8 protein-coding genes are annotated in these 12,991 nt (G+C 48.6%); 3 read left to right on the forward strand and 5 right to left on the reverse strand.

Features of this window, described 5'->3' with window-relative positions; all coding sequences use genetic code 11:
* Positions 1–129 precede the first annotated feature (129 nt).
* From ABD07_RS05580 to fdxA, 3 genes are read right to left on the reverse strand one after another with little or no spacing between them, the layout of a single operon-like run.
* Positions 130–3,588: a UvrD-helicase domain-containing protein gene (locus ABD07_RS05580; protein WP_160817489.1), complete on the reverse strand. Its 3,459-nt coding sequence runs from the start codon at positions 3,586–3,588 to the stop codon at positions 130–132.
* Positions 3,581–6,346 carry a PD-(D/E)XK nuclease family protein gene (locus ABD07_RS05585; protein WP_160817490.1) on the reverse strand — a complete coding sequence of 922 codons (2,766 nt, stop codon included), beginning with the start codon at positions 6,344–6,346 and terminating at the stop codon, positions 3,581–3,583. Before ABD07_RS05585 ends, ABD07_RS05580 begins: the two co-directional genes overlap by 8 nt.
* Before the next feature lie 30 nt (positions 6,347–6,376).
* Positions 6,377–6,700, reverse strand: coding sequence for a ferredoxin FdxA (fdxA, locus tag ABD07_RS05590; RefSeq protein WP_160817491.1), 324 nt, complete (start codon positions 6,698–6,700; stop codon positions 6,377–6,379).
* A gap of 273 nt (positions 6,701–6,973) precedes the next feature.
* Here fdxA and ABD07_RS05595 point away from each other — a divergent pair, with 273 nt between their 5' ends.
* The 3 genes from ABD07_RS05595 to ABD07_RS05605 all read left to right on the forward strand — a co-directional run bounded on the left by ABD07_RS05595 (position 6,974) and on the right by ABD07_RS05605 (position 10,690).
* Complete coding sequence (locus ABD07_RS05595) at positions 6,974–7,627, forward strand: DUF6629 family protein (protein WP_160817492.1); 654 nt, start codon at positions 6,974–6,976, stop codon at positions 7,625–7,627.
* Positions 7,628–7,810: 183 nt separating this feature from the next.
* Complete coding sequence (locus ABD07_RS05600) at positions 7,811–8,650, forward strand: peptidylprolyl isomerase (RefSeq protein ID WP_338040532.1); 840 nt, start codon at positions 7,811–7,813, stop codon at positions 8,648–8,650.
* A 60-nt stretch (positions 8,651–8,710) separates the two neighbouring features.
* Complete coding sequence (locus ABD07_RS05605; protein WP_160817494.1) at positions 8,711–10,690, forward strand: aminotransferase class I/II-fold pyridoxal phosphate-dependent enzyme; 1,980 nt, start codon at positions 8,711–8,713, stop codon at positions 10,688–10,690.
* A gap of 26 nt (positions 10,691–10,716) precedes the next feature.
* Here ABD07_RS05605 and ABD07_RS05610 read toward each other — a convergent pair whose 3' ends face one another.
* Together ABD07_RS05610 and ABD07_RS05615 are read right to left on the reverse strand one after the other, a co-directional pair.
* Positions 10,717–12,168 carry a mannose-1-phosphate guanylyltransferase/mannose-6-phosphate isomerase gene (locus ABD07_RS05610; protein ID WP_160817495.1) on the reverse strand — a complete coding sequence of 484 codons (1,452 nt, stop codon included), beginning with the start codon at positions 12,166–12,168 and terminating at the stop codon, positions 10,717–10,719.
* 399 nt (positions 12,169–12,567) lie between these two features.
* Positions 12,568–12,991, reverse strand: a 424-nt coding sequence (locus ABD07_RS05615; RefSeq protein ID WP_476703647.1) for a rhamnogalacturonan endolyase family protein, incomplete at its 5' end; no start/stop codon positions are given.

The following is a 12,991-nucleotide window of genomic DNA, read 5'->3' on the forward strand; positions in this document are numbered from 1 at the left end:
GGATTTAATCTCCTCTCCTCCTCTTTTCCCCTTTATCTACAAGGATTAATTATCTGTACCTCATTGCCCGAAGATTTTAGAAAAATTTCTTGGCTTTCTACCGGAGTCACGCCAAATTATCGTCAATTTTCACCACTCGCGCCAACCGCACATGAGAGGAAAATAAATTCCCAATTTTATGGGACGTGAATCGATTTGACGCATCAGTTTGGCGTATTGATTGAGCTGATGCTGGTAACGCATTTGTTCACGATCAAGGAAATCCGCTAATGCCGAGCCTTCATGACTGCTTGTTTTGTAATCTATAATCCAGCGAGTACCGTTGGCATCACAAAATGTTCTATCAATTATCCAGCTCATTACTTTATCGTTGACGATACCGCTGATTCTCAATTCATTCTGCGCAAGTGACTGAGACCCCAAGATCCATTGCCCGCGCTCATCTTGAATTGCATTCGTTAATGCCAGAGTAATGCGTTCAACCGCGTGGATCATGGTCTGATCATCTCCGCTCATCCCACCCGCAATTAAATTCCATGTGAATTGTTCACGCATTCCTTGAATACGTGCAGCATTCCAGTTATGCATTTCATCTTCGGCAATTTTCTGCAACCAACGATGCACCACATTACCCACATGCCGGGCCATTTCGCTAGCCCAAGAAAATTCTATTTCTTCTTGAATTTGTTTTTTATCGCGGGATTCTTGCCACGTAACCGATTCCGGCGCATCCGGCAATACCCAGTCTGTTCTCAACCGGAAAATACTCTGGCTGACGACGGCTGCACTAATCGTATTGTTTGTTCCATTTTCTGATTGATGATTCAATGACATGGCATCATCCGTTGCCGCAGCGCTATAGACCGGTTGCACAATTGGCCACAACCGCTGCAACAATGAGCCTTGCTGTGGTTTTAATGGCGCTACATTGCCATGATCATCCGAGACCCCATTGACATGACCGAGCAGGTGTAAAAACTTTTTGGCGCGCGTAGCGGCCACGTACAACAAGCGATCGGTTTCAAATTGCGCCTTGTCCCGATCCAATTTTTCCACCCAGGTATAAATCGGATCAACGCCTACGCCCGTTTCCTGAATCGGCGCAAGCAATAAATCCGGCGTCGCCGCGCTCGTTTCTCCTGCGATTTGACTATGCGGCTGCTCGATCCATCTCAGCAACTGTTTGTCATGATTACGTAAGGTTCGACCCAAGCCAGGCACGATCACCGTATCAAACTCAAGCCCTTTGGCTTTATGAATTGTCATAATCTGCAAAGACTCATCAGCCTCCAGATCCGGTGATGCATACAATGCAACCAATCCCTTCTCAAAACTTGCCAGATCCTGGATATCACCGGCCACTTCCTGACTCTCAAGGTAATCCAGATAAATCATCGCGTCATCCAAAGTGTTAGCAACACCGGCACCGCCACTTGTAAACGCATTGATGCACCCCGGCCCTCCTAAGGCATGCCAAACTGCCTCGACTGTTACACGCAATGCCTGACGCCGCCGGTTGATCATGCAAGAGCTTAAAATCTCCTTGATGCGGCGTAAGCGCACGCTTGCATCGGCCGAAATGCCATGCCAGCGATTTTCATCGCAAATCAATCCCCACAGGGTGATTTCTTTGCTCATGGCGCTGAGATTTTTCTCCGTCAATGCCGAAATATCCCTCAGCAACAAGCCGCACCAGGGTGCACGCAACAGTGCGAACCATGCCACATAATCGGCCGGATTCATTAAAGCTCGGGTTAATGCCAGCAAATCCTGCACCACAGGCTTATGACGCAACAATTCGATATCGATGGCACGAAAACGCAGACCGGCCGCTTTGATTTGCTCGACTATTTCAGTTAAATGGCTACGATTGCGCACTAATATTGCAATGGTTCCGTCCGGATGATCATGTCGTTCCCTCGAGATAATCTCGACAACCTGCAGAGCCTCTGCTGCATCATTTCTTTCCAGAAAAGGGTAAATATTCACCGCATCACCCGTCAGCATGCCATGTGTGGCAACGGAAGGCGTATACACCACCGCGCCCGTCGCAATATCCTCGCATTCCGGCATGATGTGCGCAAAAGTGGCATTGACCCAATCCATGATGCCTTGTTGCGAACGGAAATTGGCGCTCAGTGTAAGCGGTTGCAAAATCAGCGTACCGATCCCTGCACTTCGCGCCTGCAAAAAGAGCCCTACTTCGGCTTCACGGAAACGGTATATCGATTGCATCGGGTCGCCAACGGCAAAAAAACTGCGCCCATCCCCTGTTTCCCAGCCAGCAACAAGTTTTTCCATCAATGCAAACTGACTGATGGAAATATCCTGAAATTCATCAATCATCAAGTGTTTGATACGGTAATCCAATGCCAGAGCAAGATCGGTAGGCGATTCGGCATCACCCAGCGCTAACAATGCACGCTGCGCCACTTCGGCAAAATCGACTTTGCCATTGATTTGAAAAATAACTTTAAGCTGCGCCACGGCAAAGGGTAACAATCGCGTGATCGCACCCAGTATTTCCCACTGTTTGTCGGAATAATGCGGCGGCGGTAGTTGACGTATATCCTGCAATACTTCGCGCAGAGCGTCATGTGGAGTGAGTGAATTGATCAAATTCTCCAGACGGTTTTTCCATGCCTTGGCTTCATCTTTCTCAGCCTTGGTATTACCCGATGGAAAACCCTCTTTCTCGGAAATTCTTTTGCGCCAATCGCCCATCTGTGTCAGCAATAACTCAGCAATACCCTGCCAATGTTCAGCATCTGCTATTGATAACGCTTCCAATTGATCATAAAGTACGATTTCCGGCAATTTACCGGATGCGTGAAGATTTGTGACAGCGTAGCGCAATAATGCCAGCAGCTCATGGCGCAGGGCTTCCGGGAATAACCTGAAAGCAAATTGCACTGCATGATCACGGGAATTTTGCAGCGACCATTCCAGTTCTTCACGCGGTTTGCCATGCAGATGGCGCAGCCAATGATCGCGCCGCGCCAGCATATCGGCCAGTAATGCTTCAATACGCGCCATATCGTTGTCCAGATGCTCGAGCAAGCGCTCGACATCGTGCGCAATCGTATGGTTTTGCTCAACGGAAGCCAGCGTAGCGCGCGCTGCTTCCAGATAGTAATCCGCTGCATCCTCGACCGTCTCGGGCTGCGCGCCGAATTCCGACAATATCGGCATTTGCCGTGTCAATGCCGCGCACAGCGAATCAATGGTCTGTATCCGCAATCGCTCCGGATTCTCGGCGATATGCCAACCAGCCTGCCGATTCCGTTGCAACACGGCTGCCGACAATTCACGGTTCAATTGTTCATGCACAGTTCCGGCATCGATAGGTTCATCACCAATTTCCAGCGCGGCCAGAACCCGCGCGCGCATCTCCGCTGCCGCTTTCCGGGTGAACGTAATCGCCACAATCTCTTCCGGAGCATCGGCACAAGCCAGCAATTTGAGATAGCGTTGAATCAGCAGCGCGGTTTTACCCGAACCCGCCGGTGCTTGCACGATAAATGATTGCGCGGGATTCAGTGCACGGAGGCGTTCATCGGCATCGGGGATCGGTCTGGAATCAGTCATTTTCACTGTCCTGCGAAATTGCACGCTCGCCAATCCGTTCATGAATGCGGCAAAACAATTGCAAGTCGCAATAATCGCATGTGACCGGATACTGCTTGGGATCCACTTTGGCATCGCCGCTGCAGAAACCGGCCGCCAGATTCGTCAAATGCTGCCGCCACGCTGCAACCAGATCTTCCCATGCGGCAAATTGCTTGCATCCATTCACTTGCGAGAAAGCTTTCACACCGGGCAATAGATCGGGATCGCGCACAATCGCCGCAAAACCCATCTCACCCCGCTTCACCGCGGCAAACGCAACGCCCACGGCGTCCTGCTGCGCTTTTGTCATCACCAGGTACAAAGGCAACTGCGGTTCGTCCGGACGTTCTCCGATCATGCTTTGAGCCGGCTGTTTTCTGGTCTTGTAATCGATAATGATACGTTGCCCGCCCGCCAATTCGTCAATCCGGTCCAGGCGGGCATTCAAGACCAGATCGCCTACCTGGATGGAAAGCTTTTCCTCGTTTGCAATCACGGTGAAATGATCGCGTTTTTTTTCTTCGTTCAACCATTCGCGCACCAAGCGCACCAAGCGCCGTTGTTCGATTTGCGCGAAGCGCTTTGAAAGTGCCATGGGCCTTGCTTGCTGCATCTCGCTAACCGCTTCTTTGGCAATGCGCTTCAGCATGCCGTCGAGATCATTATCAGTCATGGCCTCAAGCGCTTCCTTGCTTTCCAATTGCCGCCAAAGGTGGGCCAAAACCTGATGCACCAGCACTCCCCGTTCCATTGCGTTTAAACCGGTATGCGGCACCTCCAGATTTGCGATACGCAATCGGTGTCTGGCCCAGGCACGAAATGGACAAGCGGCATAATCCTTCAGCACTGCCGTACCGCCTTTGATGCCCTGCCCGGCCACTGCTGTATCCACTGGCGGCGCCTGATCGTCTTCGATCCGTTCCAATTCACATGACTGGATAATCCGCTCGCGATGCTGTTCCAGCGCGAGAAAAACCGGTTTATTGTTCGTTATCGATTGAATCAGCGGACTGGGTTTTAATTCGTGCCCGTCGCGATCGTCACTGAACTTGGGGTAACTCAGAATGACTTCCCGAGCAGCAGATAGCCATCCCTGCGTCAATCGCCGGCAATAGACCAATGACTCCTGCACGGAGCCCAGCGGCAATTGCGCGCTGCGTTGCAATTCCAGCGGCAAAAACGGATTCGGACGAGCACGTAACGGCCACTGTTCATCCGATAATCCCATGACCCACAAATGATCAAATTCCATTCCCGCCGCCTCCAGCACACCCAGAATTTGGATCGGCACATCTGGTGTTTCCGGCTGAAACAAGGTGTCGCCCGTGATTCGTTTTAACCGGCCAATTGCTTCAGGGTAATTCGTTTTAGTAACGACACGATCCAGCGTGGCAAAATCTGCGACGAGCGCATGCCATTTCTCGAATGTCTGATACTCAATGGAATCCAGGCTGCGTTCTCCGGGAAACCCCACAATTTCCAGAACTTCCAGGATAACTTGCGCAAAAACGGAGTGGCTTGCGGTTTGGGGCAGCTGGGTTTGACGAAACTCCATCAATGCGGACAAACACCGGAGTAAAACGGGACAACTCGTTTGTCCGCCTGCCTGTGTCGCCAGTGCGAACAAACGTTCCAATGTGACCATCGGCTCGGCATTGCGGCGAATGCGCGCATCCAACAATGCACGCTGTTCCATCTCGGCTTTGCCGCCTGCCAGAAAGGGGGATCGCAACCAGTGACTCACACGGTGAAACGCTTGCGCTTGATCCAACAAAGCCAGACTCACCAACGCGGCGTCGATCAAGGGATAAGACGTGAGCGCCAAACCCAAGGATACATTGAATGGCGCCACCGGCCGGGTAGCGCCTGGCAAAGCAAAGCGGATATCCGGATGCATCACCATGCCAAAAATACGCATCAGTACGTTGCGATAACTGGATAATGCCGGTACTACGATACCAACTCGAGCGGCATGATCCGCCCCGGCTATTTTGGATCGCGCCCACAGTGCCGCCTGATAAATCTCGTCACGGCTGCTGGGATACTCCATACGGCGCATTGCGCCCGGAGATTGCGGGGATTGCACCGGTAAAGCCGCGACCGATATCTCACAACCGGCGGCAGTGAGCTTTCTTAAAAAAGCATTTTGTTGCGGCGTAAAAATATCAAAACCGTAACAAATGAGTGACGGCGTTTTTTTTATATCGAAAGATTCATAATGCTCAGTGACCAGATCCGTAATGCGCGCGTGATCCGTTTGCCAATTCCGCTGCGTTATTTCCTGATACGCCGAAGCCCAATCGAGAAACGCTCTGCCATCCTCATTGGGATAACCATCACTCAGATGATCCGTGATTTGCCAGGCATGCGCCAGTTGCCAGGCTTCCCGAGCCAATTGCGCTGTTTGCGCAATTCTCAGCAGTGTTTTTCCGGTTGCTGATGATCGGATGATCGATTCCCATAGCACCTGCTCCTGTGCGGCCGACAGCAACAAAGGCAATCTGAACGATTGCGCGGCATAGAGCGCATCAAGGTAAATACGCTCAACCAGAGCGGTCAAAGGCAAGATATCAACCGAATACCAAACCGCCATGTTGCGGCCGATTTGGTCTTGATCGAATTTCTCTTTAAGCGCTAATGCAAGCCTGCGGTTCGGTGTGACAACCGTAGTACCGGCATCGATACGCTTAAAAACCTCAGAAAGGGGAACTTGCGGAAATTGCGAGGAATCAGACATGCGGTATCAGCTTACTACCGCCATTTCTGTTTAGCGTTTCAGTTGATCCAGCTTATCTTTAACACTGGCCCAATCATCCGCGTCAGGCAATGGATCTTTTTTCTCGATAATCGGACGCCACTTCTTAGACAATTCTGCATTCAGATCGATGAAATGCACTTGCTCATCAGGTACGTCATCTTCCGCATAAATTGCTTCCACCGGACATTCCGCGACACATAATGTGCAATCGATACATTCATCGGGATCGATAACTAAAAAATTGGGACCTTCACGGAAACAATCCACCGGACATACATCCACACAATCCGTATATTTGCATTTAATGCAATTCTCAGTTACTACATAAGCCATGACAACTCTTCCTTGCTTGACACTTTTATAGAATTTCGCATTTTAACAGAATTCTGATATACAACGCCATCCTCGAAAACGATGTTCATTAACGTCACTCAGATTAATCTCATCGATACATTCAAAAAATTGTTAATTTTTGGCGAAACAACGCTATCGTGTGGTTGCCGCAATTTATTACTGGACTAAATCCGCTTAACTCGGTTAAGGTGCCAAAAGAAGCCATACTTTATTAACAGACAAATTCAGCAATCTAAAAGTCCGGTCATCAGCATGTGTTTTTCAGCAGAAGCCAGTTTTATTGTCAGCGGAACCCTTTTTGTTGTCGGTATAACCACCATCCGGAAAACCGTCTATTCCAAAGATCTTCCAGTGGCCCTGATTCCGCTCATTTTCGCTACCCAGCAACTGGTGGAAGGATTGCTATGGATTTCTCTATCCCATAACGGCACTACACAGTCACAATTCTGGTTAAGCAATATTTTTGGTGTATTTATCGGCATTATCTGGCCGCTGTTCGCGCCTTTCGCCGTTTACCAAGCGGAAACCGACGGCATGCGCAAAAAAATTATCGCTTTCACCGGTATAGCGGGCCTTGGACTTGCGATCTATACTGCCGCCGGCCTGGTTAACGAACCGATTGTCGCGGAAATTGTCCATCACAGCATCCACTACAAACACCACGTTAGTAGCCACCAGTTGGTTATTACTTTATATTTACTGGCCACTTGCGTACCGTTCATTTTCTCCAGTTACAAGCATTTATATCTGGCCGGTATCATCATTACAACCGGTTTTTTTGTGGCGTATTTCACTTACCTCGAGACTTTTGCCTCGGTTTGGTGTTTCTTTGCGGCGATTGCCAGTGCGCTTATTTATTTTTACTTTGTACATCGCATTAAAAAACCGCTCATTCCCATATCCTAGCATGCACTCCTATACACATAATTGCGGCTTTTCCATAAAAAACAATTGCTTCACATTCATGTCTATCAGTAAAATCTCAATTTAAACCCAATAATCTTGATCATCATGCGCATCTCTCAAATTTATTCTAAAGCTGCGTTCATCTGCCTGATATTCTTATCGCCCATGGCACAGGCGAATTCCGTGGCTTGTTTTACTAGCAGCATGGGGCAATTTTGTATCGAGCTTTTTGAAACAGAAACGCCGATTACTACCGCCAATTTTCTCAATTACATCCAGAATGACGCCTACAAAAACGGAATTTTTCATCGCAGCAGCCCCCGCTTTGTTATCCAAGGCGGCGGTTTCAAGATTGTCGATGGTGTCAGCGGAGAATCGCTGGTAGCTGTCAATACCTTTTCTCCGATTACCAACGAATTCAAGATTTCCAATACGCGCGGGACCGTCGCCATGGCAAAACTGGGCGGTAACCCCAACAGCGCAACCAGTCAATGGTTCGTCAATCTGGCTGACAATTCCGCCAATCTGGATCATCAAAACGGCGGTTTTACGGTATTTGGACGCGTTATTTTTGATGGCATGGCAGTTTTTGATGCCATTGCAAAACTTCCAATAAAGAAATTAAATTTGCTAGGCACTCCTTCAGATGTACCACTCAAAGATTTTGACGGTGTTCACGCTGCGCTGAGCAATCTGGTAAAGATCGATCGCGTGGAAGTAACGGATGCAACCGGTATATTCAGTAACAATATTTTAAGTTTCGCCGTCGATATCGGAACCGGTCAGATGTATCACGTCAGTCTGCAGCTGATTAGCGACAACCCTTCTTACGTGTTTCAACTCGATCCGGCTAGTGTTGTGCTCTTATCCGCTACTCCCGGCAATATCGCAACGCTCTCAAACAGTACTAGCCAGTTGCAAATCCCGTCGATTATGATCGGCACTTCTTCTGTGGTTAGAAATGTTGTGCTGCAATTGACGGACGCGGAATTATACAAATTCACTTTGTTAAGCTTTGAATAAAAATCCGGTTGCCGCACCGCCACTCGAATCCAGCATACTCAATCCGGTAGACCGCACCTCATGAAAAAACCAGTCAGCCGGATCCTGCTCATCAATGATGAGAAATTGATTTTGAAAGAATTCATCAAAGGGTTGAACGCGGCCGCCAAATCGATGGAGAATCCTCTGGGTATCGTTTTCTCCGGCGTCACCACGGCGCAAGAAGCGCTCCAATCCATTGAACAAGATGGCGATATTCATGGGCTGGTCGTCGATGACCGGCTCTATACCTTAAAAAATCCAGGAAAACACGCACGCGATCTGCAAATGACCGCGCTCGAGCTGGTGCAGAAAATCACGCATTTCCGTCCTGAGTTGAATATTTACATCCTGATCGCGCAAGAACAGGAAGATGAAGTTGTCGATGCACTTTTTTCCGAAACGGTCGATGGGTATTTTTACCGCGAAGAACGCGATTACCGTGGCATGTACCGCATTCTGAATGCCCAGTTGCAGGAAAAAGCGCGCACGCCTTTCTATGACCAACTCAAACATTATGTGCTGATGGCCAAGGATGCCTGGCATACGCCGGGCCACTCCTCCGGTGATTCCTTGCGCGACAGTCCGTGGGTCAGCGATTTTTATGAATTCATCGGTGAGCATATCTTCCGCGCGGATCTATCGGTCTCGGTGCCGATGCTGGATTCCTTGATGGAACCGGCCGGGGTGATTGCGGAAGCGCAGAAAATTGCCGCCAAAGCTTTTGGCGCGCGCCGGACATTTTTTGCCACAAATGGTACTTCGACAGCCAATAAGGTCATTTTCCAAACACTCCTGGCACCCGGCAACAAGTTGCTGCTGGATCGCAATTGCCATAAGTCCGTGCATCATGGCGTGGTGCTGTCCGGCGCTCATCCGGTTTATCTGGACTCTTCCGTCAACAAGAAATTCAATATTTACGGGCCGGTACCCAAGCAAACCTTGTTCAAGGCGATTGAAGAGCACAGCGATGCGCAGGCGTTGATCTTAACCAACTGCACCTACGATGGCTTACGTTATGACTTACCACCAATTATTGAAGCGGCGCACGCCAAAGGGATTAAGGTGATCATCGATGAAGCCTGGTATGGCTTTGCCCGGTTCCATCCGGCTTTCCGTCCTACTGCATTGGAAGCCGGCGCGGATTATGCCACTCAAAGCACGCACAAGGTGCTGTCGGCGTTCTCACAATCCAGCATGATTCATGTCAACGATCCTGATTTCAACGAACATCTGTTCCGCGAAAACTTCAATATGCATACGTCCACGAGTCCGCAGTACAGCATGATTGCGAGTCTCGATGTGGCGCGAATGCAGGCTATGCTGGAAGGTTACAAACTGCTGTCACGCACACTGGATCTGGCGCAAGAAATACGCGCGCAAATCAATTCCACCGGTGTATTTCAGGTTCTGGAATTGTCCGATCTGCTACCGGATGAAATCAAGCACGATGACATTCAACTCGACCCCACCAAAGTGACAGTGGACATTTCGCGCTGCGGTTTCACCGTTGAGGAATTAATCCGGGAATTATTTGAACGTTTCAATATCCAGGTGGAAAAATCCACTTTCAATACGCTCACCCTGCTGCTCACAATCGGCACCACCCGCAGCAAAGTATCACGGTTATACGATGCCTTAATGCGCATCGCTCGCGAAAATCGCGCACCGCAACGGCTTTACCAAACGGCAGAGATTCCACGGTTCACCGAGTTGAAGTATCTCCCGCGCGACGCGTTCTATTGCGGAGGTGAATTGATGCCGCTCTTGGACGAACAGGATAAGATCAATGCAAGTCTTAACGGCCGGGTATGCGCGGATCAGATCACGCCCTACCCGCCGGGCATTCCCGTGCTGGTTCCCGGGCAAGTGATTACTCAGGCTATCGCACAATATTTGATCAGTATGTTACGTTCGCAAAAGCACATCGAAGTGCATGGCATTGTCTACGATGGTTATTTGCCGTGCCTGAGATTATTGACTACTACGGAAGAAAGAACACTAAAACAATTGGATAAATAACTCAGTACCTATAAGAACAAGCTCGATTAATGTTCTTTCCGGCCATAAATATCTTCAAACCGGACGATGTCGTCTTCCCCCAAATACGAACCGGATTGAATTTCAATCATTTCCAGCGGCACGCAACCGGGATTTTCTAACCGATGACTCGTACCCAGTGGAATATAAGTCGACTCATTCTCCGAGACCAAGTAGACATCCTTGTTTCGTGTAACCCGAGCCGTACCACGCACGACAACCCAGTGTTCGGCGCGATGATGGTGCATTTGCAGGGATAAGGCTGCACCGGGTTTAACCACAATACGTTTCACTTGAAAACGTTCACCGACATCGATCCCGTCATACCAGCCCCATGGACGAAACACTTTGCGGTGCAATTTTCCTTCCGAGCGACCTTGCTGTTTCAGCATATCGACGACCAATTTCACGTCTTGTGTTTTGTCTTTATGCACAACCAATACAGCATCCGGAGTTTCAACAACGATCACATTTTCGATACCGACACAGGTAACCAAACGGCTTTCGGAAATGGCCAGGGTATTTTTGCAATCATTTAATAATACGTCCCCTTTCGCTACGTTGCCCGCGTCATCTTTGGGAAGCACCTGCCACAATGAACTCCACGCACCGATGTCAGACCATCCTGCTGTCAGCGGAATCACGACCCCGGCTGGTAAGTCACCATCCTGCCGGGCAATTCTCTCCATCACGGCATAATCGATCGAATCGCTTGGGCATTGTTCAAAAGCTTGCTTATCGACACGGAGAAAATCACCATCTGCCGATCCCTGATCCCATGCAGCTTGGCAAGCCGTTAAAATATCTGCCCGGCACTTGCCAATGGCGGACAGCCATACCGAGGCCCGCATCATGAACAATCCACTGTTCCAAAGATAGTTACCGGCATCCAGATAAGTTTGCGCAGTCGGCAGATCCGGTTTTTCGACAAAACGCGCAATATGGTAAGCAGTTTTGCCCTGCTCAATTAACTCGCCCGATTGGATATAACCGTACCCGGTTTCAGGAGCGTCAGGCGTTATCCCAAAAGTGACAATCCTGCCATCCATTGCTTGTGACATACCTGCTAAAACAGCAGCCTGAAATGATTCCACATCCATAATCACATGATCGGACGGCATGACCAATAAAATGGGATCATCCCCTTCCCGTAGAGCTGCGAACGCAGCTAACGTTAATGCAGGAGCAGTATTGCGCCCGAAGGGTTCAAGCAGAATACTCCCTTTTCTATCCATCACTCGCAATTGCTCAGCAATGACGAAACGATATTCTTCATTGCACACAACCATCGGTGGACTTAATTGCACGCCATTTAATCCATCCATACGCCGGACCGTGGCTTGCAGCAAAGAATCCTCGTTTATTAATGGCAATAGCTGTTTGGGATATTTCTCACGTGACAAAGGCCAAAGACGCGTGCCCGAGCCACCGGATAAGATGATAGGTGTTAATGTATTCATTCAAGGATAGAGATACTGAGCATTTTCTGACCCGCACTCATTTAACTGTATAGCTTATTAAACCTAAATTCAACTGATTATTAACTGACTAAGAGCTTTGCTCTTAATGGTATACCTAATTCTCGTAGATTATGCCATCAAGATTTCGACATAGGAACTTAATAACTGTTGTAATCCCACTGGATCCTTGGGCAATTTATCTAGGCACTGGACCGAGATAAGAGTTATATTAAACAAAAATTTGATTTACTTATTTATACTTGATTAATTTCCGCCAGAAATATATTCCGGCGGATTTGATTCCTGCAGAAAAAGATATTAAATAACACGTTTATCTAAAATCAAGTAGCACTTACTGCTGGAATTACTTTAATGCAAGGTAGATTAATCAACACTCCACTAATAGATCACCAGCGCTGCAGTACTTGCCGCAGATAAATTTTCTGCAGCATCAATTGCTTTTACTGTGTAACTGTAAAGAGTTCCTTTGCCACTACCAATAATTGTATCTTTAAAATTCGTTGTAGTAGTTACACCGATATTGGTCCCATTTCGGTACACTTTATATCCCGCCACTGCAACATTGTCTGAGGATTTACTCCAAGATAATGCAACTCCAGCAGCAGTTCCATAATTGGACAGTTTTGATACTAATGAAGCCGGTACTGTAGGAGCAGCAGTATCAAAATTAAGGCAAGATACTCCATCACCGCAAGGGAAACCATTCCATATTTCCAATCCCGTGATGTGATTATCCACTGACACATGACCGCCACTATACGGATTGCTCACAAAAATCCGGGTTATAGGAAGATTATAATCA

This window comes from Nitrosomonas oligotropha (assembly GCF_009833085.1).
Lineage (GTDB): Bacteria > Pseudomonadota > Gammaproteobacteria > Burkholderiales > Nitrosomonadaceae > Nitrosomonas > Nitrosomonas oligotropha.

Bases quoted from the DNA above. Each gene is read 5' to 3' on its own strand.
- ABD07_RS05580 (WP_160817489.1), bottom strand. From the start codon at position 3,588: ATGACTGATTCCAGACCGATCCCCGATGCCGATGAACGCCTCCGTGCA.
- ABD07_RS05585 (WP_160817490.1), bottom strand. From the start codon at position 6,346: ATGTCTGATTCCTCGCAATTTCCGCAAGTTCCCCTTTCTGAGGTTTTT.
- fdxA (WP_160817491.1), bottom strand. From the start codon at position 6,700: ATGGCTTATGTAGTAACTGAGAATTGCATTAAATGCAAATATACGGAT.
- ABD07_RS05595 (WP_160817492.1), top strand. From the start codon at position 6,974: ATGTGTTTTTCAGCAGAAGCCAGTTTTATTGTCAGCGGAACCCTTTTT.
- ABD07_RS05605 (WP_160817494.1), top strand. From the start codon at position 8,711: ATGAAAAAACCAGTCAGCCGGATCCTGCTCATCAATGATGAGAAATTG.
- ABD07_RS05610 (WP_160817495.1), bottom strand. From the start codon at position 12,168: ATGAATACATTAACACCTATCATCTTATCCGGTGGCTCGGGCACGCGT.